The following is a 24,914-nucleotide window of genomic DNA, read 5'->3' as shown; positions in this document are numbered from 1 at the left end:
TCAGACACGAGCGGCCTCGATCCGGAGTGTCTGCGCCTGCCGACGAGAACCGAAACGTCGGCCGATGCCCCAGCGGGTGACCTGTCCGAGCGCCTCGAGCACGATCCGTCCCGACATCTTCGACTGCCCGTGCAGTCTGTCGTCGAAGGTGATCGGCACCTCCGTCACTCGGCATCCGCTCCGCACCGCTCGATCGAGCATCTCGATCTGGAAGCAGTAGCCCCTGCTCTCCACCTGCACCGGCACGATCCGTTCCAGAGCCTCGGTCCGAAAGACCCGGTAGCCTCCCGTGATGTCCTTCTGCGGCAGCCGCAGCATCACGCCCGCATACGCACTCCCCGCTCGCGAGAGGAGGAGACGACCGGGCGACCACCTCTCCACCGTTCCGCCAGGCATCCACCGCGAGCCGATCACCACATCGGCGCCGGTCAAGGCGTCGAGCATGCGAGGAAGGTCCTCCGGACGGTGCGAGCCGTCGGCATCAGACTGCACGATCACCTCGTAACCCGATGCCGCCGCCTCTGCGAAACCGGCGATGTATGCGGGCCCGAGCCCCTGTTTCTCCGCACGGTGTAGGACGTGCACCTGCGGGATGCGGGAACTCAGCAGGTCGGCGAGTTCACCCGTGCCGTCGGGAGACGCGTCGTCGACGACGAGGATGTCGGCCGTGGGAACGCTGCTCCGCAGTCGCCCGACCACTTCCGGCAGGGTCTCGATCTCGTTGTAGGTAGGCAGAACCACGACGGTGCGCGCGATCATGATGTTCCCTTCTGGAACTCGTAGACGATGGTGCGATGGACGTCTGTGCGGGAGACCTGGGTGAATCCGGCCCGCAGCAGAGCGGCGATGTCGTCCTCGGCCGAACCGGAGGAACCGGTCTCGAGCAGCCAGACGGTGCCGTCGTCCAACGTGGGCGCGGTGTCGGAGACGACATCCATGCGATCCCACAGGCCATCGGTCTGCTCGGCGGGAGTGATCAGCTGCGGATCCTCGAGTCCGGCGAAGGCTTCCGGATAGAGGCGGTAGATCAACCTCGGCGCTCGGGATGGACGGGTGCCGGTGCCGAAGAGGATCGTGTCGCCGGGATCGCTCCGTGCGGCGACCTCCGCCGCCACAGCACGTCCGTCCGCCCCGCCGTCCTTCGCGAACTGAGTGCGCTGGTGCACGAACTCGGGTACCAGGACCACGGCGCTGATCGCGATGAGAGATGCCCCTGCCAGCGCACCTCCCCGGACGCCGAGCCGCTGCGCGACATCGACGAGCGCCCACGCCCCGGAGGAGATGAGGAGCGCGACAGCACCCAGACTGATCGAGAGATATCGCGGGTTGTACGTGGGCGACACGAAGACGTCGAGGACCACGAGCACGGCGGCCGGGGCCAGCAGCCAGACCAGCGTCGGCAGCGCACCCGGGATGGAGCGGCGGCGCCGCACCACGACGAGCACGCCGATCAGGAGAAGAGGAAGGAGAAGGGCCGCAGGGGCTGGATGCGCGAACCACGGCGTCACGAACCAGCCGCGGGGCGACATGTAGCCGCGATGCGCGAGAAAGGCCACCTGCCCCCGCTGGGTCGACGCCGCCAGGATGATCGGGGCTGCGAGAACCACAGCGATCAGCATCGATCCGATCCAGCGCCGAGCGACGCGGCCATGGAACGCGCGCCACGTGAACAGCCACGCGGCGTGCACCATCGGCATCAGCAGCAGATAGAGGAACAGGGTGCCGCCCGCCGCCACTGCCGCGCCGTACAGCACCCAGATCACACGACCGGATCCGCGATCGACGGTGTGCACGAACAGGACGGTGACCCACACGGCGGCGGCAGCGGCGAGGGCGTAGCCGCGCGCCTCCACCGCGAGCACGCCGGCGCGCGGGATCAGCGGGATGAGCACGCCTGCGAGGATCGCCGTGCGGGCGTCGTACCAGCGTCGGCCGAGGACGACGACCCCCGCGGCCAGGAATCCGATCCCGATTGCGCTGGGCGCCCGTGTCGACCATTCGCTGCTGCCGAAGAGGTCTATCCACACATGAAGCAGGGCGTAGTACAGACCGTGCACCGCGTCGACTGTGCTGAGCTCTGCCGTGAGGCTTTCCCACGACCGCTGCGCCGACAGCACGCTGGCCGCCTCATCGCCCCAGTAAGAGGGGACGCCCGCTCCCACGTAGGCCACGAGCCCTGCTGCCAACCCGATCCACAGGGATGCTCGCCTCGTCGGACGCGGCGCCGGCCCGGCACCGCGTCTGACGACGACCGGACGATCCAGAGTGACCATGCAGACAGCCTTCTCCGCGTACTTCGCCGTCAGCCCGGAGAAGCGGCATCGAATCATGAGAGAACTCACATGATCGCCGACGGCAATAGGCTGGACGATGATGGAGATGGATGCGGAGAGCTTCGAGGAACTCGTGATCGCCGAGCTCGACCGGCTGCCGGACGACATGGTGGACGGTCTCGACAACGTCGTGTTCGTGGTCGAGGATCGGCCGGAGGACGGAAGCCTGGATCTTCTCGGCCTCTATGACGGTCTCGCGCTCACAGAGCGCGGCGGGTACGGCATGGGCGAGCTTCCGGATCGCATCGTGATCTACCGCGAACCCCACCTGTCCGAGTGCGACTCCGAGGAGGAGCTCCGCGAGGAGGTGCACACCACACTGGTCCACGAGATCGCGCACTTCTACGGAATCGACGACGAGCAGCTGCACGAGATGGGGTGGGCATGAGCACGCCGCTGAGCACGCCGGATGTCGACGAGGAGCTCGGCCTGAGCGCCGCGCCCGGAGAACCCTGGCAGGTGGTGGTGTGGAACGACCCCGTGAATCTCATGAGCTACGTCGTGCGCGTGTTCCGCACCTACTTCGGCTATTCGCACGACCGCGCGACGCAGCTCATGCTCGCGGTGCACCACGACGGACACGCGATAGTGGCGACCGGACCGCGCGAGACCATGGAGGTGCACGCCCAAGCCATGCATGACTTCGGACTCTGGGCGACGGTGCGGAAGGTGCCGCAGTGACCGCCGACCTCGTGCGGGTGCAGATCGCTCCCGCAGAGGAACTGCAGCTGCATCGACTGGTCCAGGACTTCCGCGATCTCATCGGCGCTGATCGGGATCTCGCCGATCCTGCACTCGCACGGCTGACGCCCAGCCCGTATCCGAACGACGTCGAGGCCGCACGTGAGTTCCGCACAGCCACGGAGGCGGACCTGCTCGGCCGGCGCGACGCGGATGCCGCGACCGTGAGTGCCGCTCTCGCCTCGATCGAGGATGATCTCGCCGGGATGTCCGATGACGATGCCTTCGCGGAGCGCGAAGTCGCCATTCCGGTGGAAGACATCGACGCGTGGCTGCGCACGCTCACCGCCATCCGGCTCGTGATCGCGACACGCCTCGGAATCGACAGCGAAGAGGACCACGATCCGGTCGACGCGCGGTTCGGCGTGTACGACTGGCTGGGCTATCGCCTCGAGCTGCTGATCGAGGCCGCAGAAGAGCTGGGCGTGTGAAGCGGATTCACGGCACGGTCACGACGCGGGTCGCGAGCGAACGCGGATCATCGCGTTCGATGTGCCGGAGCTCCTGTTGCGCCCATCGGTCCCAGTGGGGTCGATAGGTGTCGCCATCACGGGCGAGCGCGCGGGCCTTGCGCCCTGCCTCCCCGGATTCCACCCAGATGCCGATGTCTGCGATCGCGGCCGTCGTCGGGGTCAGGATGCCGCTGCCTTCGACGATCACTCCGAGTGCGGGGTTGACGGCGAAGCTCTCCGCCTGAACGCCGCGCTCCCAGTCCCAACGATGCCAGGTGCTGTGATAGCCGCGCCCGTGAGGTTTGAGGATCCGTTCCAGCGCGTGTTCGACGCCCGCATCCAATCCGTCCCAGCCGGGATAGATCGAGTCGAGGGCGATCAGCTGCACGCGGCCGGCGAGCGGCCATCGATCGGCCAGCCGACGGGCGAGAGAGCTCTTCCCTGCACCGCTTCGTCCGTCGATCAGGACGACAGGATTAGCCGCCGCCAGCGCGCGCACGTCGGCATCGATCAGCGTCGCCGCGCGCTCCAGCGCGACGGCGACAGGATCGTCACTTCTTGAGTGCACGGATGATGCGGCTGATCCCGCGACCGGCGACCCACACGAACGGGATGGCGACAGCGAGCAGCGAGACGAGGTTCGGCTCGAAGCGGAGCCCCTCCTCGCGGCGGATGTACACGCCCAGCGGGATCGCGACGCCTCCGCCGCCTCCGCCCTCGCCTTCGGTGCCGTCGGCTCCGCCGGACCCGCCACCGAAGCCGGTCCACGTCAGGGCGACGGGCGTGAACTCCGCCCCGTCGACCGTCTGGGTCGCCCCGTAGGCGCTGTTGACGCCGAACGAGCCGGCGTTCTTCCCTAGTTCAAGTGCAATATTGGGCATGAGTCCACGCTAACCCAGGAGGCGCCCGCGCGAGAGGTCAATCCAGGCCGCGAGCCTTCGGATGTCTGGCGGCGCCGCGTCCCTCATCCCGGCCGAGGTGCCGCGCCCTGGTGATCGTCGACGTGCCGAAGCGCGCCACAGCCGTGTCGACAGCGCCCTCGACCTTGCGCCAGTCCTCGTCGTCATCCCAGAGCGCGATGCCGCCGCCTCCGGCTGGTCTCAGCTTCTCGGCGCGCACGCCGACCAGGCGCACAGGATCCCTGCTCGCGATCTGCTCGAAAAGCGTCTGCGCGGCTTCGCCGATGCGCTGCCCTACGGCTGTGGGCTCGGCGAGGGTCTGCGACCGGTTCACTGTGCGGAAGTCGTCGAATCGCACTTTGATCGCGACCGTCCCGGCTTCCCACCCCGCACGACGGAGCCTGGCAGCCACGCGGTCGGCGAGTCTCAGCAGCTCGGAGCGCAGGAACACCCGGTCGGTGATGTCGACGTCGAACGTCTCCTCATGACCGACGCTCTTCTCGACGCGCTCCGTGTCGACCGCGCGGGCGTCCTGCCCGCGGGCCAGCTGCGCGATGCGCGCGCCGAGGGCGGGCCCGACGGCACGATCGAGCATGTCTTGAGACGACTCCCTGATGTCGAGAATCGTGCGGATGCCGCGCGACTCCAGCGACTCCGCAGCCTTCGGGCCCACCCCCCACATGGCCCTGACGGGCCGGGGAGCGAGGAAGTCGAGGGTGTCGGATGCCGCCACCACGAGCATCCCGTCGGGTTTCGCGATCGTCGACGCCATCTTGGCGACGTGCTTGGTCGCGGCCACACCGACGCTGCACGTGATGCCGACCTCGTCTCTGACGCGCTCTCTGATGATCCGCGCGATCCGCGCGGGACTCCCCCAGAGCCGGCGCACGCCCTGCACATCGAGGAACGCCTCGTCCACCGACAGCGGTTCGACCAGCGGTGTGATGGACTCGAAGATCGCCATCACCTGGCGCGAGACCTCTTGGTAGCGATGGAAATGCGGCATCACGATGCGCGCCGAGGGGCACAGGCGGATCGCCTGCGCGACGGGCATCGCCGCGTGCACGCCGTAGCGCCGAGCCTCGTACGAAGCACTGGAGACGACCGATCGGCCGTCCGGCGCACCGATGATCAACGGAAGGCCGCGCAGACTCGGGTCGTCGAGCACCTCGACCCCCGCGTAGAACGCATCCATATCGACGTGCAGGATACGGGTGCCCGAGTCGTCGGCGTCGGCGAGAGAGACGAGCCGCCCCGATCCGTCACCGTGTCCCATGCACTCATTCTCCCCCGCGCCACCGACACTGCGCCTGATACGAAGAGGTCCCGCACGGCCTGCGGCGGTGCGGGACCTCTTGAGATGCGAGCGCTACTGCGCGGCGCGCTCCAGGATCAGCTCGCGCACGCGCGCGGCATCCGCCTGACCCTTCATCGCCTTCATGACTGCGCCGATCACTGCGCCGGCTGCCTGGACCTTGCCGTCCTTGATCTTGGCGAGGACGTCGGGCTGGGCAGCGAACGCGTCATCGATCGCCGCGATCAGGGCGCCGTCATCCGAGACCACGGCGAGACCGCGACCGTCGACGACCTCCTGCGGAGTGCCTTCGCCCGCGATGACGCCCTCGAGGACCTGACGTGCGAGCTTGTCGGTCAGAGTGCCCGCATCGACGAGCTTCTGCAGAGCGGCGACGTTCTCGGGGCTGACCAGCTCGGCCGCGTCTTTCTCCTGAGAGTTCGCGAGACGGGTGATCTCACCGGTCCACCACTTGCGCGCAGCGGCGGGTGCGGCTCCGGCGGCGATCGTCGACTCGACCACCTCGAGCAGACCCCCGTTGCGGACATCCTGGAACTCGAGGTCGGTGAAGCCCCACTCGGCCATCAGCCGACGGCGACGAGCCACCGGCTGCTCAGGGAGCGCGGCGCGCAGCTCCTCGATCAGCTCGGGCGCCGGACGCACCGGAAGCAGGTCGGGCTCGGGGAAATAGCGGTAGTCGTCGGCGTCCGACTTCGGGCGACCCGGCGAGGTCGTGCCGGTGTCCTCGTGCCAGTGGCGGGTCTCCTGCGTGATGGTTCCGCCGTCGGCGAGGATCTGCGCCTGACGCTGGATCTCGTACCGGACGGCGCGCTCGACCGAGCGCATCGAGTTGACGTTCTTCGTCTCCGTGCGCGTGCCCAGCTTCTCCTGGCCGCGCGGGCGCAGCGACACGTTCGCGTCGCAGCGCAGGTTGCCGCGCTCGAGACGCGCCTCGGAGATGCCGAGGCTGCGCACGATGTCGCGGATCGTCTGCACGTACGCCTTCGCGACCTCGGGGGCGCGGTGCTCGGTGCCGAAGATCGTCTTCGTGACGATCTCGACCAGCGGAACGCCTGCGCGGTTGTAGTCGACGAGCGAGTACTCGGCGCCCTGGATGCGACCGGTCGCACCGCCCATGTGAGTCAGCTTGCCGGCGTCCTCTTCCATGTGCGCGCGCTCGATCGGGATCTGCACGATGGTGCCGTCTTCGAGCTCGACTTCGACGGATCCCTCGTACGCGATGGGCTCGTCGTACTGCGAGATCTGATAGTTCTTGCCGAGATCCGGGTAGAAGTAGTTCTTGCGCGCGAACCGGCTCGATTCTGCGATCGAGCAGCCCAGAGCGAGGCCCAGGCTGATCGACGAGCGGATCGCGGTCGCGTTCACGACGGGCAGAGAACCCGGCAGGCCCAGATCGACCGGGGCGATGAGCGTGTTCGGCTCGGCCGCGTGATACGCCTCGTTCGCCGGGTTCGGAGCACCCGAGAACATCTTCGTGTTCGTGTTGAGCTCGACGTGCACCTCGAAACCGAGCACCGGCTCGAACATCTCGAGCGCCTTGTCGAAGTCCATCAGCTTCGCCGTGGCCATCAGCGGTTCCCTCCGTTCAGCTGGGGTGCTCGGGTGAGGAGCGGGGCTCCCCACGAGTCGAGGAGCAGAGCCTCGAGGGCCGCGCCGACGCGGTACAGACGTGCGTCCTCACGGGCGGGGGCGAGGAACTGGATGCCGACGGGCAGCCCGTCGTCTTCGGAGAGTCCGCTCGGGATCGAGATGCCGGGCACACCCGCGAGGTTCGCCGGGATCGTGGTGAAATCGTTCAGGTACATCTGCAGCGGGTCGTCCAGCTGTTCCCCCAGCTTGAACGCGGTGGTGGGAGCGGTCGGCGTCGCGATCACGTCGACGTCGGCGAAGGCGGCGGCGAAGTCCTGCTGGATCAGCGTGCGGACCTTCTGCGCACTGCCGTAGTAGGCGTCGTAGTAGCCGGCCGACAGGGCGTAGGTGCCGAGGATGATGCGGCGCTTGACCTCGTCGCCGAAGCCCGCGTCGCGCGTGGCGGACATGACGTCCTCGACGGTGGGGCTGCCGTCGGGCGTGATGCGCAGTCCGAAGCGCACAGAGTCGAACTTCGCCAGATTGCTGGACGCCTCGGCGGGAAGGATCAGGTAGTAGGCCGCGACGCCGTACTCGAAGTGCGGGGCTCCGATCTCGACGAGCTCAGCGCCGTGTGCTTCGAGCAGAGCCAGTGACGCGCGGAAGGACGCCGCGACACCGGGCTGGAACCCGCTGTCGGGGAGCTCGCGGATCACGCCGACCTTCAGCCCCTTCAGCACATCTCCGCGCGCGCCCTCACGGGCGGCATCGGCGAACGACGGCCAGGCGTCGGTCAGCGACGTGGAGTCCTGCGGATCGTGCCCGCCGATCACATCGTGCAGCAGACCCGAGTCGAGCACCGTACGTGTGACGGGACCGACCTGATCGAGACTCGACGCCAGAGCGATCGCGCCGTAGCGGCTCACGCCGCCGTATGTCGGCTTCACGCCGACGGTGCCGGTGACGTGCGCCGGCTGACGGATCGATCCGCCCGTGTCCGAGCCGAGGGCGAGAGGCGCCTCGAACGCGGCGACAGCAGCGGCCGAGCCGCCGCCCGAGCCGCCCGGGATGCGGTCGAGATCCCACGGGTTGCGGGTCGGACCGTAAGCGGAGTGCTCAGTGGAAGAGCCCATCGCGAACTCGTCCATGTTCGTCTTCCCGAGCGGGATGAGACCCGCGGCGCGAGAGCGGGCGACGACGGTCGCATCGTAGGGCGATCGGTATCCCTCGAGGATCCGTGAGCCGCTCGTGGTCGGCTGGTCGGTTGTGACCAGGACGTCCTTGATCGCGAGCGGAACGCCGGCGATCGGACCGAGCTGCTCACCCGCGGCGCGGCGGGCGTCGACATCGGCGGCCGCCGCGAGAGCGCCCTCGTTGACGTGCAGGAAGGCGTGGATGTCGCCGTCCACGGCGGCGATGCGGTCGAGATGCGCCTGCGTGGCCTCGACGCTGGAGACCTCGCGGGAGGCCAGCTTGTCGGCGAGCTCGGCCGCGGTCAGACGGATGATGTCGCTCACTGCTCTTCTCCCAGGATCGCGGTCACGCGGAACCGGCCGTCGGCCTGATCGGGCGCGTTCTGGAGCACCTGCTCGTGAGTGAGGGTGTGCCCGACCTCGTCGGGCCGGAACACGTTGCTCAGCGGGATCGGGTGGCTCGTGGCGACGATGTCGGCAGTGGCGACCTCGGACACCTTGGCGATGTTGTCGACGATGGCGTCGAGCTGGCCCGTGAGCCGCGTCACCTCGTCGTCGTTCAGCTGGATGCGCGCGAGCACGCCGAGATGGCGCACAAGATCAGGGGTGATTTCAGACACCCGGCCAGTCTACTTGGCGGCCGTCCTTCACCATCGCACGGCATCGACCGCCGTAGGGTGTAACTCGTGAGCACGTTCCAGCCTCCTCGCCCTTGGGTCTCCAGCTACGCCGCCGGGGTCCCGGAAGATCTCGCTCCTGTCGACGGGTCGCTGATCGACATCGTCGCGGCGTCGGCACGGGAATACCCGGATGCCCCGGCCCTGCAGTTCTTCGGTCGCGAGACCGGTTATGCGGCGCTCCAGGACGCGATCGACCGGGCCGCCGCGGGTCTTCGGGATCTCGGTGTCAAGACCGGAGATCCCGTCGCGATCGTGCTTCCGAACTGCCCGCAGCACATCGTCGCCTTCTACGCGGTACTGCGCCTGGGCGCCGTGGTGGTGGAGCACAACCCGCTGTACACCCCGAGGGAGCTGCGCAAGCAGTTCGAGGACCACGGCGCGAAGCACGCGATCGTGTGGAACAAGGTCGTTCCGACCATTCAGGAGTTCCCCGCCGATCTGGCGGTCTCGAATCTGATCTCGGTCGACGTCACGCGTGCGATGCCCCTTCCTCACTCGCGTCGCGCTGCGCCTGCCCGTGGCGAAGGCGCGCGAGTCCCGCGCGGCGCTCACCACGAACGTCCGCGGCACGGTGACGTGGGAGAACCTGGTGCGGAGCGCTCCCCTGCCCGCCTCGCACCCGAAGCCGAAGACCGACGACCTCGCGATCATCCAATACACGTCCGGCACCACCGGGACTCCCAAGGGCGCGTCGCTCACCCACCGCAACCTGCTCGCGAACGCGGCGCAGGCCCGAGCCTGGGTGCCGTCGATCCAGCGCGGCAAAGGCTGCGTCGTCTACGCGGTGCTGCCGATGTTCCACGCCTACGGACTGACGCTGTGCCTGACCTTCGCGATGTCGATGGGCGCCCGCCTGGTGCTGTTCCCGAAGTTCGACCCCGATCTCGTGCTCGACGTCATGAAGAAGCATCCCGCCACCTTCCTCCCCCTGGTTCCGCCGATCGCCGACCGCCTCCTCGCCGCCGCGAACGCGCAGGGAGTCTCGCTGGAGGGCGTCGAGGTCGCCATATCGGGAGCGATGGCCCTGCCCCACGATCTCGTGGTGCCGTTCGAGAAGGCCACGCACGGGTATCTGGTCGAGGGATACGGTCTCAGCGAATGCTCGCCGGTGCTCATGGCGAACCCGGTGGCGGACAACCGCGTTCCCGGCACCGTCGGCCTCCCCCTTCCGGGGACGGAGTGCCGAGTGGTGGATCCGGAGAATCCGGCCGTCGACGTGCCTGCAGGCTCGGCAGGGGAACTCCTCGTCCGCGGACCTCAGGTGTTCGGCGGCTACTACGGGAAGCCCGAGGAGACCGAGGCGGTGTTCGTGGACGGCTGGTTCCGCACCGGCGACATCGTCACGGTCGACGACGGCGGCTTCGTGCGCATCGTCGACCGCATCAAGGAGCTCATCATCACCGGCGGCTTCAACGTGGCACCGACCGAGGTCGAGAACGCGCTGCGCCAGCATCCGCAGGTGTCCGACGCTGCCGTGATCGGCCTTCCGAGCGATCACTCCGGCGAAGAGGTCGTGGCGGCCATCGTCGTGGACGGCGGACAGGACGTCGACGTCGAGGCGATCCGCGAGTTCGCCCGCAGCATCCTCACTCCTTACAAAGTGCCGCGGCGCATCTTCGTGGTCGACGATCTCCCGAAATCACTGATCGGCAAAGTCCTCCGCCGTCAGGTCAAGGACAAGCTGCTGGCCCTCACGAGCGGATCCTGACCCCGCGCCCAGGTGCGACGGGCGCGATCACGCTAGCCTTGGTCAGTGACTGAAGAAGACGCTGTGCCCACTGACGCCCCCGAGACCCCCGGATTCGAGGAGCTCGGCATCACCGGGCCCGTCCTCAAAGCCATCAAAGACCTCGGCTACGAGACCCCCTCGCCCATCCAGGCCGCCACGATCCCCACCCTGCTGGCCGGGCGCGACGTCGTCGGCATGGCGCAGACCGGAACCGGGAAGACGGCCGCGTTCGCGCTGCCCGTGCTCGAGCGACTGGACATCGCGCAGAAGACCCCGCAGGCGCTCGTGCTCGCCCCGACCCGCGAGCTCGCGCTGCAGGTCTGCGAGGCGTTCGAATCGTACGCCTCGAAGATGAAGGGCGTGCACGTGCTGCCCGTCTACGGCGGCCAGGGCTACGGTGTCCAGCTCTCCGCGCTGCGCCGCGGCGTGCACGTGGTCGTCGGCACCCCCGGTCGCATCATGGACCACCTCGCGAAGGGCACGCTCGACCTCTCCGAGCTGCAGTACCTCGTGCTCGACGAAGCCGACGAGATGCTGAAGATGGGCTTCGCCGAGGACGTCGAGCAGATCCTGGCCCAGACGCCCGCGGAGAAGCAGGTCGCCCTGTTCTCCGCCACCATGCCTCCGCAGATCCGCCGTCTCGCGCAGAAGTACCTGCGCGATCCGGAAGAGATCAGCATCAAGTCCAAGACCGCGACCGGAACGAACATCACGCAGCGCTACCTGGTCGTGTCGTACGCGCAGAAGGTCGACGCCTTGACGCGCATCCTCGAGGTGGAGAACTTCGACGGCATGATCGTCTTCGTCCGCACGAAGAACGAGACCGAGACGCTCGCCGAGAAGCTGCGCGCCCGTGGCTACTCCGCCGCCGCCATCAACGGCGACGTGCCGCAGGTTCAGCGCGAGCGCAGCGTCAACCAGCTCAAGGACGGCAAGCTCGACATCCTCGTCGCCACCGACGTCGCCGCCCGCGGCCTCGACGTGGAGCGGATCAGCCACGTCATCAACTTCGACATCCCCACCGACACCGAGTCGTACGTGCACCGCATCGGCCGCACGGGCCGGGCCGGACGCAAGGGCGATGCGATCAGCTTCATCACCCCGCGCGAGCGCTACCTGCTGAAGTCGATCGAGCGCGCGACCCGCCAGGAGCCGACGCAGATGCAGTTGCCGAGCATGGAGGACGTGAACAGCACGCGCCTCGCGCGCTTCGACGACGCGATCACGACGGCACTGTCGGAGACCGGCCGCATCGAGGCCTTCCGCGACATCATCGCCCACTACGTGCGCAACAACGACGTGCCCGAGTCCGATGTGGCCGCAGCCCTCGCCGTGGTCGCCCAGGGCGACACCCCGCTGCTGCTCGACCCGTCGAACGACGCGCTCTCGCGGGCGGTCGAGGCCGACAACCGGCCGCAGCGCGAACGCGCACCGCGTTCCGACCGTGAGCCGCGCACTGAGCGACGGGGACGCGGGGACTACACCGCCTACCGCATCGAGGTCGGTCGCCGCCACCGCGTGGAGCCGCGTCAGATCGTCGGCGCCCTCGCGAACGAGGGCGGCCTCGGACGTGACGACTTCGGCGTGATCAACATCCGCCCGGACTTCTCGACGGTCGAGCTGCCGTCGAACATGGACGCTTCGGTTCTCGAGAAGCTCCGCGACACCCGCATCTCGGGGCGTCTGATCGAGATCAAGCCCGATCGCGGCCCGCGCGGCGGCGCGCGTCGTGACGGCGACCGCTTCGAGCGCCGCGACCGTCCGTCGTACGGCGATCGCGACGACCGTCCGGCACGCGAAGACCGCGAGGACAAGCCGTTCCGCAAGCCCCGCCGCAAGGACTGACCCCGCGCACGAGGTTCTTCTCGGGTGCCGTGGCTGACCAGCCGCGGCACCCGATGTGCGTCCGGCGTGTCGCGCCCTCGTACCGCTCGTGCAGCGCCGCTAGCGTGGAAGGGTGATCATCAGACCCGCCGTCCCCCACGACGCTCGAGGCGTCGCCGAGGTGCATGTCGCCTCCTGGCGCGCCGCCTATGCAGGGCTGATCGATCAGGCGGTGCTCGACGCACAGAGCGTTGATGGGCGCCAGGAGATGTGGGCGAGCTGGATCGTCCGTTCCGAGGCCGGTCTTCCCCCGATCGGGTACGACGTGCCCGTGCATCGGATGCTCGTCGCCGACGACGACGGTGTCATCACCGGATGGGCCACGTTCGGCCCCGGACGGGACGAGGGAACGTCCGGGCTCGGCGAACTCGCGGGCCTGTACGCGCATCCCGCGGCATGGTCCACCGGTGTCGGACACGCTCTCGTAACCCGTGCGGCCGAGAGCCTCGTGGAGGACGGCTTCGATGAAGCCTTCCTCTGGGTCCTGCACGGCAACCAGCGCGCCTCACGCTTCTACGAGCGCCACGGCTGGATCGCCGACGGCACGGAGAAGACCGCGGATGCCGGGGGCGCGAAGGATCTGCGCGAGCTTCGGCACACGCGACGGCTCTCGGACGGTTCCGCATGACGTCGACACGAGTACGAGTACGCGTGCGCGGGCACGTGCAGGGCGTCGGCTACCGCTGGTTCACGCGGGACGCCGCGGAGGCCCACCACGTGTCCGGATGGGTGCGCAACCGCCGCGACGGTACGGTCGAGGCCGAACTGCACGGCGACGCGGACGACGTGGAGGCGACTCTCGTGGAGATGCGCCGCGGACCCGTCTCCGCGCGAGTCGACGCGGTAGAGGTCATGAGCATCGATGCGCCGAGTCCCGGCGACGCCTCTGGATTCGAATTCCGCCAGACGAGCTGACGATTCACTCCGGGAGAGCGTCGGGCCCCTCTGTCACCAGGACGTGGAACTGTGCAGCATCCAGCACGCGGATGCCCAGCTCCTCGGCCTTCGCGAGCTTAGAACCCGCGCCCGGGCCGGCGGCGACGAAGTCCGTCTTCTTCGACACGCTCGACGCGGCCTTGCCGCCTGCCTTGATGATGGCCTCCTGAGCGCCGTCGCGCGTGTAACCGTCGAGAGACCCGGTCGCGACGACGGTCAGCCCGTCGAGCACCCCGCCCTCGACGACCGCGGCGCCAGGGCCGGGGTGGCCCGGTGTAGCCCACTGCACACCGGCGTCCGCCCACTGCCGAACGATCTCCTGATGCCAGTCGACCTCGAACCAGGCCAGCAGCGAGTCGGCGATGATCCCTCCGACGCCTTCGACGGCCGCGAGCTCATCGCGGGATGCCGAGCGGATGGCGTCGAGCGAGCCGAACCACTGCGCGAGCGCCCGAGCGGCGACGGGCCCCACGTGCCGGATGTTGAGGGAGACGAGAAGCCGCCAGAGCTCTTTCGTCTTCGCCTTCTCGAGTTCGGCGAGAAGTGTGATCGCCTGCGACGAGGGCTGCGCACCCTCGAGCCCCTGCTTGCGCTCGGCCGCGGTCGGATTGCGACGGAACGGCGCGCGGGTCTTCACGACGCCGTCGTCGTCTTCCTTCGGAAGGCCGGTCTCGGCGTCCTTGACGACGAGCTCGATCGGCACCAGCTGATCGATCGTCAGCGAGAACAGCCCTGCCTCGGTCTCCAGCGGCGGGATCTCCGGCGAGGTGGGCTGCGTGAGGGCGGCTGCGGTGACCTCGCCGAGCGCTTCGACGTCGAGAGCACCCCGCGACCCGATGTGCTCCACGCGTCCGCGCACCTGCGCCGGGCAGGAGCGGGCGTTCGGGCACCGGAGGTCGATGTCCCCCTCCTTCATGGCGCGCAGCGGAGTCCCGCACTCGGGGCAGTCGGCGGGCATCACGAACTCGCGCTCGGTGCCATCGCGCTTCTCCACGACCGGCCCCAGGACCTCGGGGATCACATCGCCTGCCTTTCGCAGTACGACGGTGTCGCCGATCAGCACGCCCTTGGCTTTCACGACATCTTTGTTGTGCAGCGTCGCCTGCCGCACGACCGAGCCCGCGACATGCGCCGGCGCCATCACCGCGAACGGCGTCGCCCTGCCGGTGCGTCCCACCGACACCACGATGTCGAGGAGTGTCGTCTGCACCTCCTCAGGAGGGTACTTGTACGCGATCGCCCATCGCGGAGCACGACTCGTCATGCCCAGCTCATCGTGCAGTTCGAGCTCGTCGACCTTCACCACAATCCCGTCGAGCTCGTGCTCGATGGAGTGGCGGTGCTCGCCGAAGTACTCGACGAACGCGACGACGTCATCGATGTCGGCGCAGACCCTGTAATGAGGGCTCGTCGGGAGGCCCCACTCGGCGAGCAGTGCGTACACCTCGCTCTGCGCGGCGACCGGCGGATTCTGCCACGCGCCGATGCCGTGGACGTACAACGCGAGCGACTCGATGCGCAGCAGGCCCGCCTCGAGCTCGAGCCCCTCCTTCTTGTCGATCTGCTGACGCAGCCCGCCGCTGGCGGCATTGCGAGGGTTGGCGAAGGCCGGGAAGCGCCGGGCCGCGGCGGTCCGGGCCTTCTCCTCGTCGAACGGCTGCTTCTTGACGCCGGGGCGCGCCTCCCAGCGCGCGAGCGCGTCTGCGTAGGCTCGTTCGCGGAACGACGCCTGCGCTGCGTTCAGCTTCTCGAAAGCGGCCACAGGGATGAACACCTCGCCACGGACCTCGACGATCTCAGGATGTCCTTCGCCGGAGAGCCGCGCGGGGATCTCCGGAAGGCGCAGCGCGTTCTCGGTGACTATCTCGCCCACGCGTCCGTCGCCACGGGTCGCCGCCGACGTGAGAACACCGTTCTCGTAGCGCAGGTTGATCGCGAGGCCGTCGATCTTCAGCTCGGTCAGCCAGTCCACGTGGCGGCCGGCGGCTGCGCGCGTCTTCGCGGCCCAGTCGCGCAGCTCGTCGATCGAGAACACGTTGTCGAGGCTCAGCATCCGCTCGGCGTGCTGGATGGTCGCCAGCCCCGTCGCCTGCGCCGCTCCGACCATCTGCGTCGGGGAATCCTGCCCCTGCAGCTCGGGGTGCAGCCGTTCGAGCTCTTCGAGTCGGCGCATCCACCCGTCGTACGTGGCGTCGTCGACGACCGAGGTGTCACGACCGTAGTACGCGTCCTTGGCCTCGAGGATGAGGGTGGTCAGCTCTTCGGCTTCGGTTCGGGCGGCTTCCAGCGAGATGTTCTCCGGCACGCGTTCAGTCTACGATCGCACGCCGACATCGCACCGTGCCGCGGATGTGAAGGCAGACTCAGGCGTCGACGGGAACAGCCGAGACCGTGCGGTCGATCGTGAACTGGCCGAGCACGCGGGTGCCGACGTAGAGCACGGCGGTCTGTCCGGTGGCGACGCCTTCCAGGGGGACGTCCGGCACGACGACGACGCCGTCGGCGGTCACGGTGGCGGACGCCGGAACCGGCTCGGCATGGGCGCGGATCTGCACCTCGCAGGCGAACTCGGTCGCGGCGGGAGCGGCGCCAGCCCAGCTGAAGCGCGCACCCGAGATCTCGCCGATCGCAAGCGCCTCCTTGGGCCCCACCACGACAGTGTTCGACACCGGGCGCACCTCGAGCACGAACCGCGGCTTGCCGTCGGATGCGGGGATTCCCAGTTTGAGTCCTCGACGCTGTCCCACCGTGAACGCGTGAGCGCCTTCGTGGGTGCCCACGACAGAACCGGAGCGGTCGACGATGTCTCCGGTCGCGGTGCCGACCTTCTCGGCCAGCCAGCCGCGCGTGTCGCCGTCGGGGATGAAGCAGATGTCGTGGCTGTCCGGCTTCTGCGCCACGCTCAATCCACGCTCGGCCGCTTCCGCCCGAACCAGGGCCTTCGAGGGCGTGGATCCCAGCGGGAAGTAGGTGTGCGCGAGCTGCTCGGCCGTGAGCACACCCAGGACGTACGACTGGTCCTTGGCGTCATCTGCGGCGCGGTGCAGCTCGAGACCGGTCTCGGTCGAGACGAGATTCGCGTAGTGGCCGGTGCAGACGGCGTCGAAGCCGAGCTCGATGGCACGCTCGAGGAGTGCCGCGAACTTGATCTTCTCGTTGCAGCGCATGCACGGGTTGGGTGTGCGACCGGCCTGGTACTCCGACACGAAGTCGGCGATCACGTCGTCGCGGAAGCGCTCGGAGAAGTCCCATACGTAGAAGGGGATCCCCAGCAGGTCGGCGGCGCGGCGTGCGTCGAGGGCATCCTCGATCGTGCAGCACCCGCGACTGCCAGTGCGCAGCGTGCCGCCCGCTCTGGACAGCGCCAGATGCACTCCGACCACGTCGTGTCCGGCCTCGACCGCACGCGCGGCGGCGACGGCGGAGTCCACTCCCCCGCTCATGGCCGCAAGAATACGCATGAAGCCAGTCTACGAGGGGCTGGATGAACGCGGGCCGGATGCCCGCCGATACGCGTCTTCGATGCTCGCGAGCACTGCGTCGACATCGGCGTCCACCGTCGTGCGCCCGAGGGAGAAGCGCAGCACGCTGCGCGCATCCTGCTCACTGCGCCCCATCGCCATCACCACGTGCGAGGGTTCTGCGACGCCCGCCTGGCATGCCGAACCGGTGGAGGCCGCGATCTCCGCCATGTCGAGGAGGAAGAGCAGACTCTCCCCTACCGCCCCGGGGAAGAGCATGTGGGCGTTGCCCGGCAGGCGGTCGACGGGGTCGCCCAGGAGCTGCGCAGAGGGAACGCGGGAGCGGATGCCGCCGACGAGCCGATCGCGCAGAGCACGCAGTCGCCTCCCCTCGGATACGCGCTCCTGCTCGGCGAGTTCGAGCGCGACCGCGAAAGCGGCTGCACCTGCGACGTCCTGCGTGCCGGCGCGAAGGGACCGCTGCTGTGCTCCGCCGTGCAGCAGCGGAGCGATCCGCGCGCTGCGCGCCACGACCGCCGCTCCTACACCGACAGGAGCGCTGATCTTGTGACCGGCGACGCTGAGCGCCACGAGACCGGCTCCGTCCGGAGCGTGCCCGCGCAGTGCGGAGAACGACACAGGCAGATGGCCGAGGGCGGCCACCGCATCGAGGTGCAGCGGTACGTGCGCCTCCGCAGCCGCGAGAGACAGCGCGACGCCGTCGTTCACGGTGCCCGACTCGTTGTTGGCCATGAGCGCCGTGGCGAGAGCGGCACCGGGCAGCGCGGCGGCGAAATCGACCACGGGCACCCGCGCCTCCTGCGACACCCTGACCGGGCGCAGCACCGCCCCTCGGGCCACGAGAACGGCAACCGTGTCCATCGTCGCGTGGTGCTCGGCATCCGGCATCACGATCGCGTCTGCGCCTGCGGGCCTCGCGGCCCACATGCCCTGGAGCGAGAAGTTGATCGCCTCGGTGCCCCCAGACGTGAACACCACCTCGATCGGCTCGCACCCCAGCGCCGCAGCGACGCGCTCACGCGATTCCTCCAGGAGTCTCCTCGCGTCCTGCCCTGCTCCATGCGTCGACGAGGCGTTTCCGACGATCTCGGACGCGTGCAGCCACGCCTCACGCGCCTCCGGGCGCAGCGGAGACGTGGCGGCATGGTCGAGGTAGTGGCGCATCCCTACAACTCTCCCCTATTTTCGCGCCCCCGGCACACGGAACTGAGTGCACCGAGCCGTGACACCCGGGCGCACCCCCTAATGTGTACTCATGCCCGCGAACCGAGACATCACCGTGCCCGGCGGTACTGCACTCGACAACCTCGGCGTCCGTCTGCACGACGGCGTCGGAACCCTGCGCGTCTGGTCGCAGAACGCCTCTTCCGTCGAACTCGTGGTGTTCGACGCGACCGACCTCGACTGGGTCACCGACCAGGCCGATCTCGAACGGCTGCCCGGCGGTGTCTGGGAGGTCACCACGCCCCTGCTCCAGCCCGGCGTGAGGTACGCGCTGCGGGTCGGCGGCCCGCACGGCCCCGGCAACACCTTCAACCCGGAGACGCTCCTGCTCGACCCCTACGCGCGAGGACTCGCGCAGGGCGACGGATACGAAGAATGGCGCTCTGTGGTCATCGTCGACGGCTTCGACTGGGGCGATTCGCGCAAGCCCCAGGTGCCGCTCGACAAGACGGTGATCTACGAAGGACATCTGAAGGGCCTCACCAAACGGCAGCCCGACGTGCCGCCGGCCCTGCACGGCACGTACGCGGGTCTCGCCCATCCGGCGATGATCGGCTACTTCCACTCGCTCGGCATCACCTCGATCGAGCTGCTTCCCGTGCACGCGTTCGTCCCCGAGCCTCGCCTGCTCGAACGCGGTCTGACGAACTACTGGGGCTACAACACGCTGAACTTCTTCACCCCGCACAACGCCTACGCCACGGAGGAATCCCGCAAGGGCGGCCCTGAGGCGGTGCTCGCCGAGTTCAAGGGCATGGTGCGCCTGCTGCACGAGGCAGGACTCGAGGTCATCCTCGACGTGGTCTACAACCACACGGCGGAAGAGGGGCTCGGCGGTCCCCGCTGGAGCATGCGCGGGATCGACAACGCGAGCTACTACCGGCAGGACGCGAGCGGCGCCTACATCGACACGACGGGGTGCGGCAACACCCTGAACACGTCGACGGACGCCGGTGCCCGCCTCGTGCTCGACTCTCTGCGCTACTGGGCGCAGGAGATGCAGATCGACGGGTTCCGCTTCGACCTCGCGACGGCGATCGCGCGAGATGCTGCACACACCTACACGCCCGAGCATCCGCTGCTCACCGCGATCTCGAACGATCCGATCCTGAAGGACACCAAGCTCATCGCCGAGCCGTGGGATGTCGGGCTCGGCGGCTGGCAGACGGGCAACTTCCCGAGCGGCTGGCACGAGTGGAACGACCGCTACCGCGATCGTGTCCGCAACTTCTGGCTCAGCGACATCGACTACGCGCGTCGGGCTTCCGCGCCCGTCGGCATCGGCGGATTCGCGACACGACTCGCGGGCTCGTCGAACACGTTCTCCGATGAGCGCGGACCCCTCGCGAGCGTGAATTTCGTCACCGCGCATGACGGCTTCACGATGCACGACCTCGTCTCGTACGACGTCAAGCACAACGAGGCGAACGGCGAGCACAACCGCGACGGCGCCGACATGAACCGCTCGTTCAACCACGGCATCGAGGGGCCGACCGACGACCCGGCGATCCTGGCGGCTCGCCGGAAGGCCATGCGCAACCTCCTGGGCACTCTGCTGCTCTCGGCCGGCATCCCGATGCTCACCGCGGGCGACGAGGTGGGCCGCTCGCAGCGTGGCAACAACAACGCCTATGCGCAGGACACCGCGATGACCTGGCTCGGCTGGGACGACGAGCCCTGGCAGGAGGATCTGCGTGCGCATGTCTCGAAGCTGATCCGTCTGCGCACGGACAACCCCGCGCTGCGCCCCAGCAAGTACGCCCGCCTGGGCGAGCACATCCCCAACGCCTCGGTCATGGACTGGTTCGACCAGAACGGCGAGACGATGGAGAGCGAGCAGTGGACCGATCCCGGCAACCGCACGATCCAGTACGTCGCCGCGTCGACTCCTGACAAGGAACCCGCCAACCGCATCCTGCTGATCGTGCACGGCACGGAGGCGCCGATCGACGTGCGGCTGCCCGAGGAGATCGAGGGAGCGACCCGCTTCGTGACCCTCTGGTCGAGCGCTGACGAGCGGCCGTCCGACACCGGCGAGGAGTTCGCTCCCGGGGATGTGCTGCCGATTCCCGGCACGTCCATGCGCCTCTTCCGCGTGGAGTGAGAAGGCACGCGACGCGCCCGGTCACTCGGCTACCGTGGGTGGTCGGGTAACGGTACATTCGCAGTGTGGCAGCACGTGCGAACACCCGGACCCCGGTTCTTCGGAGCCCCGCCCAGATCCCTCTGCGCCCGCTCGGCGCCCGTTCTGACGGCGAGGATCTCCGCACGACGCGCATCCCGCTCGTGAACGGGACACCCCGTGTGCCGGGCGGCTTCCCACCGAAGGCGTTCGTGGGCGAGGTGGTGCCCTTCAGCGTCGTCGCGTTCCGCGAGGGGCACGACATCATCGGGGTGCAGCTGCGTCTGACGTCGCCCGACGGCGAGGAGTCCCTGCATCGGCTGCGGCCGCTCGCCGACGGCACCGATCGATGGGCGGTCGAGCTGGCCGTCGATGCGCAGGGCGCGTGGACGTTCGCGTTCGAGGCGTTCTCCGACGACTTCGCCACCTGGGCGCACGCGGCCGAGCTCAAAGTCGCCGCCGGCGTCGACGTCCCCGTCATGGCCGCTCTCGGACGCGAGCTGCTCCTGCGCGCCGCGGCGGAGAAGGATCGTCCCGCGGCGCAGCGCAAGCTGCTCAAGGCCACGGCCGACTCCCTCGCCGACGGCGTCGGCGACGTGACTCTGGCGGTGTCGACGGATGCCGGGCTGGCGCAGATCTTCCACGATCGTCCCCTCACGACGCTGCGCTCCGCCGGGAACCCTCAGTCTCTTCTGGTCGAGCGGGCCGCCGCGGGCGTCGGCGCCTGGTACGAGTTCTTCCCGCGTTCCGAAGGTGCCAAGCGGCTGAAAGACGGGTCGATCAAGTCGGGAACGTTCCGCACAGCGGCCAAGCGCCTCCCCGGAGTGGCCGGCATGGGATTCGACGTCATCTACCTCGTCCCGATCCACCCGATCGGCACCACCAACCGCAAGGGCCGCAACAACACCCTCACCGCGGGGCCCGACGATCCCGGTTCGCCGTATGCGATCGGCTCGGCCGAAGGAGGGCACGACGCGATCCATCCGGATCTCGGCACCCCCGCCGACTTCCGCGCCTTCGTCCGCGCCGCACGCACCGAGGGTCTCGAGGTGGCGCTCGACCTCGCCCTGCAGGCCTCGCCCGATCACCCCTGGGTCGCCGAGCATCCCGAGTGGTTCACGACGCTTCCCGACGGGACGATCGCGTACGCCGAGAATCCGCCCAAGAAGTACCAGGACATCTACCCCCTGAACTTCGACAACGACCCCGAGGGCATCTACCAGGAGATGCTCCGCGTCGTGATGCACTGGGTGGGGCAGGGCGTCAAGATCTTCCGTGTCGACAATCCGCACACCAAGCCGCTGCAGTTCTGGGAGTGGCTGATCGCCACGGTGAACGCGAGCGACCCGGATGTGATCTTCCTCGCCGAGGCTTTCACTCGGCCCGCCGTCATGCAGGCGCTCGCCGCGGTCGGCTTCCAGCAGAGCTACAGCTACTTCACGTGGCGCAACACCAAGAGCGAGCTCGAGGAGTTCCTCACTGCGGTGTCTCACGACACCAGCGACTTCATGCGTCCGAACCTGTTTGTCAACACGCACGACATCCTCACGGAGTATCTGCAGTTCGGCGGCAGAGCGGCGTACAAGATCCGCGCGTGCATCGCGGCCACCGCTGCGCCCGTGTACGGCGTGTACGCGGGGTACGAGCTCTTCGAGAACGTGGCGCGGCCCGGGTCCGAGGAGAACATCGACAACGAGAAGTACGAGTACAAGGTGCGTGACTGGGACGCAGCCGAGGCCGCAGGAGACTCGCTCGCTCCCCTTCTGCGGCGCCTCAACGGCATCCGCCGTGACCACCCGGCGCTCCACCAGCTGCGCAATCTCTCGACGCACTGGAGCGACGACGATGCCGTGCTGGTGTACAGCAAGCACCTCGACGCCGCGTTCACGGGCACGGGCCGCCCCGACACCATCATCGTCGTCGCCAACGTCGACCCGCACTCGGTGCGCGAGACCACCGTGCACCTCGACACGACCGTGTGGGGCGTGCCGCTCGGGGAGAGCTTCGAGGTCGAAGACCTCGTCACTGGTGCTGTCTGGACTTGGGCAGACCACAACTACGTGCGCCTGGACTCGTTCTCCGAGCCGGTGCACATCTTGAAGGTGAGGGACCGAGCATGAGCTACGTCGAAGACGTCACGGCATCCGCAGACTGGGCAGCCGTCGCAGGAGCGTCGCACCATGATCCCCACTCCGTGCTGGGTTCGCACCCGTACCTCGACGCCACCGATCGCACGGTCACTCTGATCCGCGCCCGCCGCCCCCTCGCGTCTTCGGTCGCGGCGGTCTTCGCCGACGGCACCCGGCTAGAGCTCGCGCACATCGCCCACGGCATCTGGGAAGGCCAGCACGACGGCTCCCCCGTGGCCTATCGTGTGGCCACCGCCTACGGCGAGGACCCGGAGACCATCGTCGGCGATCCGTATCGCCACCTGCCGACGCTCGGCGACCTGGATCTCCATCTGATCGCCGAGGGGCGGCACGAGCGGCTGTGGGAGGTCCTGGGATCCCACCCGCGGACCATCGACGGCGACAGCGGCGCGGCGTTCGCCGTGTGGGCTCCTAACGCCACGGCCGTCCGCGTGGTGGGCGAGTTCAACGGCTGGAACGGTGAGTCCCACGCCATGCGCTCGATGGGCGTGAGCGGCATCTGGGAGCTCTTCGTGCCCGGCGTCGCAGTCGGCGCCCAGTACAAGTACGAGATCCGCACGAGGGCCGGCGACTGGATCTTCAAGGCCGATCCGATGGCGCAGGAGGCGCAGGTGCCGCCGGCCACAGCCTCGGTCGTCACCGAATCCCGGTACCGGTGGTCGGATGGGGCGTGGATGACGCGTCGCGCCGCAACCCATGCCGTCGCTCAGCCCCTCTCGGTCTACGAGGTGCATCTCGGATCGTGGCGTGGCGGGCTGGGCTACCGAGAGGCCGCCGACCCGCTCATCGAGCACGTCACGAACGCCGGTTTCACCCATGTGGAGTTCATGCCGCTGGCCGAGCATCCGTTCGGCGGCTCATGGGGCTATCAGGTGTCCGGTTACTACGCCGCGACGAGTCGCTTCGGCTCCCCCGATGACCTGCGCTACCTGATCGACCGGCTGCACCAGGCGGGTATCGGCGTGATCATGGACTGGGTGCCCGGGCACTTCCCCAAGGACGCCTTCGCGCTTGCGCGCTTCGACGGTCAGCCGCTGTACGAGCATCCGGATCCCCGGCGCGGCGAGCACCAGGACTGGGGCACGCTGATCTTCGACTACGGCCGCAACGAGGTGCGCGGCTTCCTCGTCGCGAACGCCCTGTTCTGGATGAGCGAGTTCCACGTCGACGGGCTGCGAGTGGATGCCGTCGCCTCGATGCTCTACCTCGACTACTCCCGGAAGGAAGGTCAGTGGGCGCCGAACGTTCACGGCGGCCGTGAGAACCTCGAAGCGATCCGATTCCTGCAAGAGGTCAACGCAACGGCGTATCGCCTGCACCCGGGCGTGCTGATGATCGCCGAGGAGTCCACGGCCTTCCCCGGTGTCACGGCTCCGACTGACCACGCCGGTCTCGGCTTCGGATTCAAGTGGAACATGGGGTGGATGAACGACTCGCTCCAGTACATCGAGCGCGATCCCATGTACCGCGCACACCACGAAGGCGAGATGACGTTCTCGTTCGTCTACGCCTTCGGCGAGAACTACATGCTGCCGATCAGCCACGACGAGGTCGTGCACGGCAAGGGCAGCCTGCTCGCGAAGATGCCGGGAGACCACTGGCACAAGCTCGCGAACATGCGAGCCTACCTCGGCTACATGTGGGGGCACCCCGGCAAGAAGCTGCTGTTCATGGGGCAGGAGTTCGGACAGCTCGCGGAATGGTCCGAGTCCCGCGAACTGGACTGGTGGCTGCTCGACCAGCCGTCGCACGCGCAGTTGCAGGGCTTTGTCGGCGCTCTCAACCGCACGTATCGCGCACAGTCTCCGCTGTGGGAGCGTGACAACGACGGCTCGTCGTTCTCACGCATCGGCGCGCCCACGTGGGACCCGACGGTGGTCGCATTCGAACGACGCGACAGCCACGGCGGACGCCTCGTCGTGGTGAGCAACTTCGCGGGCGTGGAGCGCGGTGGCTACCGTCTCGAGCTTCCCCGTGAGGGGGTCTGGAACGAGATCCTCAACACGGATGCCGCCGACTTCGGCGGCCGTGGATCAGGCAACCTGGGGATGGTCGTGGCGACGAGCGATGGAGACGCCGCGCCGACGGCGACGATCACACTCCCCGCCCTCTCCACGATCTGGCTGCGCTTCCAGGGCGAGCCGCACGTTCCCACGATCAATCACGGTTGACGCGTCACCGGCTCATCGACCTGTTCCCGGGTGG

At 68.4% G+C, this 24,914-nt stretch carries 20 protein-coding genes and 1 pseudogene; 10 read left to right on the top strand and 11 right to left on the bottom strand.

Annotated elements, in window-relative coordinates; genetic code table 11:
* Together QFZ53_RS12000 and QFZ53_RS11995 are read right to left on the bottom strand one after the other, a co-directional pair.
* Positions 1-759 (bottom strand): polyprenol monophosphomannose synthase, encoded by a 759-nt coding sequence (locus QFZ53_RS12000; RefSeq protein ID WP_307296669.1) that lies wholly within the window; start codon positions 757-759, stop codon positions 1-3.
* A complete protein-coding gene (locus tag QFZ53_RS11995) occupies positions 756-2,273 on the bottom strand; it encodes a glycosyltransferase family 39 protein (protein WP_307296667.1) in 1,518 nt (505 codons plus the stop codon). Before QFZ53_RS11995 ends, QFZ53_RS12000 begins: the two co-directional genes overlap by 4 nt.
* A 100-nt stretch (positions 2,274-2,373) precedes the next feature.
* Between QFZ53_RS11995 and QFZ53_RS11990 the strand changes: the two genes are divergently transcribed.
* The 3 genes from QFZ53_RS11990 to QFZ53_RS11980 are packed head-to-tail and all read left to right on the top strand — an operon-like array spanning position 2,374 to position 3,505.
* Positions 2,374-2,721 carry a metallopeptidase family protein gene (locus tag QFZ53_RS11990; RefSeq protein WP_373426328.1) on the top strand — a complete coding sequence of 116 codons (348 nt, stop codon included), beginning with the start codon at positions 2,374-2,376 and terminating at the stop codon, positions 2,719-2,721.
* Complete coding sequence (gene clpS, locus QFZ53_RS11985; protein ID WP_307296663.1) at positions 2,718-3,014, top strand: ATP-dependent Clp protease adapter ClpS; 297 nt, start codon at positions 2,718-2,720, stop codon at positions 3,012-3,014. Before QFZ53_RS11990 ends, clpS begins: the two co-directional genes overlap by 4 nt.
* Positions 3,011-3,505 (top strand): DUF2017 family protein, encoded by a 495-nt coding sequence (locus QFZ53_RS11980; RefSeq protein ID WP_307296661.1) that lies wholly within the window; start codon positions 3,011-3,013, stop codon positions 3,503-3,505. The genes clpS and QFZ53_RS11980 overlap by 4 nt, the downstream gene beginning before the upstream one ends.
* Positions 3,506-3,512: 7 nt before the next feature.
* Here the strand turns inward: QFZ53_RS11980 and QFZ53_RS11975 are convergent, their stop codons facing one another.
* From QFZ53_RS11975 to gatC, 6 genes are all read right to left on the bottom strand, one after another.
* Positions 3,513-4,094: a hypothetical protein gene (locus tag QFZ53_RS11975; protein WP_307296660.1), complete on the bottom strand. Its 582-nt coding sequence runs from the start codon at positions 4,092-4,094 to the stop codon at positions 3,513-3,515.
* Positions 4,078-4,407 carry a hypothetical protein gene (locus QFZ53_RS11970; protein ID WP_292908886.1) on the bottom strand — a complete coding sequence of 110 codons (330 nt, stop codon included), beginning with the start codon at positions 4,405-4,407 and terminating at the stop codon, positions 4,078-4,080. The genes QFZ53_RS11975 and QFZ53_RS11970 overlap by 17 nt, the downstream gene beginning before the upstream one ends.
* Positions 4,408-4,444: 37 nt before the next feature.
* Positions 4,445-5,701, bottom strand: coding sequence for a DNA polymerase IV (dinB, locus tag QFZ53_RS11965; RefSeq protein WP_307296656.1), 1,257 nt, complete (start codon positions 5,699-5,701; stop codon positions 4,445-4,447).
* Positions 5,702-5,794: 93 nt separating this feature from the next.
* A complete protein-coding gene (gene gatB, locus QFZ53_RS11960; RefSeq protein ID WP_292908890.1) occupies positions 5,795-7,309 on the bottom strand; it encodes an Asp-tRNA(Asn)/Glu-tRNA(Gln) amidotransferase subunit GatB in 1,515 nt (504 codons plus the stop codon).
* Positions 7,309-8,826 (bottom strand): Asp-tRNA(Asn)/Glu-tRNA(Gln) amidotransferase subunit GatA, encoded by a 1,518-nt coding sequence (gatA, locus tag QFZ53_RS11955; protein ID WP_307296654.1) that lies wholly within the window; start codon positions 8,824-8,826, stop codon positions 7,309-7,311. Before gatA ends, gatB begins: the two co-directional genes overlap by 1 nt.
* Positions 8,823-9,122 (bottom strand): Asp-tRNA(Asn)/Glu-tRNA(Gln) amidotransferase subunit GatC, encoded by a 300-nt coding sequence (gene gatC, locus QFZ53_RS11950; protein WP_292908894.1) that lies wholly within the window; start codon positions 9,120-9,122, stop codon positions 8,823-8,825. The genes gatA and gatC overlap by 4 nt, the downstream gene beginning before the upstream one ends.
* Positions 9,123-9,188: 66 nt before the next feature.
* On the opposite strand from gatC, the pseudogene QFZ53_RS11945 reads away from it, so the two are divergent.
* From QFZ53_RS11945 to QFZ53_RS11930, 4 genes and pseudogenes are all read left to right on the top strand, one after another.
* Positions 9,189-10,890: pseudogene (locus tag QFZ53_RS11945) on the top strand (long-chain-fatty-acid--CoA ligase).
* Between the two features lie 45 nt (positions 10,891-10,935).
* Positions 10,936-12,756 carry a DEAD/DEAH box helicase gene (locus QFZ53_RS11940; RefSeq protein ID WP_307296650.1) on the top strand — a complete coding sequence of 607 codons (1,821 nt, stop codon included), beginning with the start codon at positions 10,936-10,938 and terminating at the stop codon, positions 12,754-12,756.
* Positions 12,757-12,868: 112 nt separating this feature from the next.
* On the top strand, positions 12,869-13,423 hold the full coding sequence (locus tag QFZ53_RS11935; RefSeq protein ID WP_307296648.1) for a GNAT family N-acetyltransferase: 555 nt from the start codon (positions 12,869-12,871) through the stop codon (positions 13,421-13,423).
* Positions 13,420-13,710: an acylphosphatase gene (locus QFZ53_RS11930; RefSeq protein ID WP_307296647.1), complete on the top strand. Its 291-nt coding sequence runs from the start codon at positions 13,420-13,422 to the stop codon at positions 13,708-13,710. Before QFZ53_RS11935 ends, QFZ53_RS11930 begins: the two co-directional genes overlap by 4 nt.
* A gap of 4 nt (positions 13,711-13,714) precedes the next feature.
* On the opposite strand, the gene ligA is transcribed toward QFZ53_RS11930, so the two are convergent.
* The 3 genes from ligA to QFZ53_RS11915 are packed head-to-tail and all read right to left on the bottom strand — an operon-like array spanning position 13,715 to position 18,377.
* On the bottom strand, positions 13,715-16,036 hold the full coding sequence (ligA, locus tag QFZ53_RS11925; protein WP_307296646.1) for an NAD-dependent DNA ligase LigA: 2,322 nt from the start codon (positions 16,034-16,036) through the stop codon (positions 13,715-13,717).
* 58 nt (positions 16,037-16,094) lie between these two features.
* Positions 16,095-17,192, bottom strand: a complete 1,098-nt coding sequence (gene mnmA, locus QFZ53_RS11920) for a tRNA 2-thiouridine(34) synthase MnmA (RefSeq protein ID WP_307296644.1) — start codon at positions 17,190-17,192, stop codon at positions 16,095-16,097.
* A gap of 9 nt (positions 17,193-17,201) precedes the next feature.
* Positions 17,202-18,377, bottom strand: coding sequence for a cysteine desulfurase family protein (locus QFZ53_RS11915; protein ID WP_307296643.1), 1,176 nt, complete (start codon positions 18,375-18,377; stop codon positions 17,202-17,204).
* 91 nt (positions 18,378-18,468) lie between these two features.
* Here QFZ53_RS11915 and glgX point away from each other — a divergent pair, with 91 nt between their 5' ends.
* From glgX to glgB, 3 genes are all read left to right on the top strand, one after another.
* Positions 18,469-20,541, top strand: coding sequence for a glycogen debranching protein GlgX (gene glgX / locus QFZ53_RS11910; protein WP_292908910.1), 2,073 nt, complete (start codon positions 18,469-18,471; stop codon positions 20,539-20,541).
* Between the two features lie 65 nt (positions 20,542-20,606).
* The gene (locus QFZ53_RS11905) at positions 20,607-22,679 is read left to right on the top strand and encodes an alpha-1,4-glucan--maltose-1-phosphate maltosyltransferase (protein WP_307296640.1); all 2,073 of its coding nucleotides are present in this window, start codon (positions 20,607-20,609) and stop codon (positions 22,677-22,679) included.
* Positions 22,676-24,880: a 1,4-alpha-glucan branching protein GlgB gene (gene glgB, locus QFZ53_RS11900; RefSeq protein ID WP_307296636.1), complete on the top strand. Its 2,205-nt coding sequence runs from the start codon at positions 22,676-22,678 to the stop codon at positions 24,878-24,880. Before QFZ53_RS11905 ends, glgB begins: the two co-directional genes overlap by 4 nt.
* The last annotated feature ends 34 nt before the right edge of the window (positions 24,881-24,914 follow it).

Source organism: Microbacterium natoriense (assembly GCF_030816295.1).
GTDB classification, from domain to species: domain Bacteria; phylum Actinomycetota; class Actinomycetes; order Actinomycetales; family Microbacteriaceae; genus Microbacterium; species Microbacterium natoriense_A.
This window is presented reverse-complemented; position numbering and strand designations above follow the sequence as displayed.

What these genes read in the sequence shown, in the direction of transcription:
- QFZ53_RS11970 (WP_292908886.1), bottom strand. Translation starts at nt 4,407, where the DNA reads ATGCCCAATATTGCACTTGAACTAGGGAAGAACGCCGGCTCGTTCGGC.
- glgB (WP_307296636.1), top strand. Translation starts at nt 22,676, where the DNA reads ATGAGCTACGTCGAAGACGTCACGGCATCCGCAGACTGGGCAGCCGTC.
- QFZ53_RS11930 (WP_307296647.1), top strand. Translation starts at nt 13,420, where the DNA reads ATGACGTCGACACGAGTACGAGTACGCGTGCGCGGGCACGTGCAGGGC.
- gatB (WP_292908890.1), bottom strand. Translation starts at nt 7,309, where the DNA reads ATGGCCACGGCGAAGCTGATGGACTTCGACAAGGCGCTCGAGATGTTC.
- QFZ53_RS11990 (WP_373426328.1), top strand. Translation starts at nt 2,374, where the DNA reads ATGGAGATGGATGCGGAGAGCTTCGAGGAACTCGTGATCGCCGAGCTC.
- QFZ53_RS11915 (WP_307296643.1), bottom strand. Translation starts at nt 18,377, where the DNA reads ATGCGCCACTACCTCGACCATGCCGCCACGTCTCCGCTGCGCCCGGAG.
- clpS (WP_307296663.1), top strand. Translation starts at nt 2,718, where the DNA reads ATGAGCACGCCGCTGAGCACGCCGGATGTCGACGAGGAGCTCGGCCTG.
- QFZ53_RS11995 (WP_307296667.1), bottom strand. Translation starts at nt 2,273, where the DNA reads ATGGTCACTCTGGATCGTCCGGTCGTCGTCAGACGCGGTGCCGGGCCG.
- dinB (WP_307296656.1), bottom strand. Translation starts at nt 5,701, where the DNA reads ATGGGACACGGTGACGGATCGGGGCGGCTCGTCTCTCTCGCCGACGCC.
- glgX (WP_292908910.1), top strand. Translation starts at nt 18,469, where the DNA reads ATGCCCGCGAACCGAGACATCACCGTGCCCGGCGGTACTGCACTCGAC.
- QFZ53_RS12000 (WP_307296669.1), bottom strand. Translation starts at nt 759, where the DNA reads ATGATCGCGCGCACCGTCGTGGTTCTGCCTACCTACAACGAGATCGAG.
- mnmA (WP_307296644.1), bottom strand. Translation starts at nt 17,192, where the DNA reads ATGCGTATTCTTGCGGCCATGAGCGGGGGAGTGGACTCCGCCGTCGCC.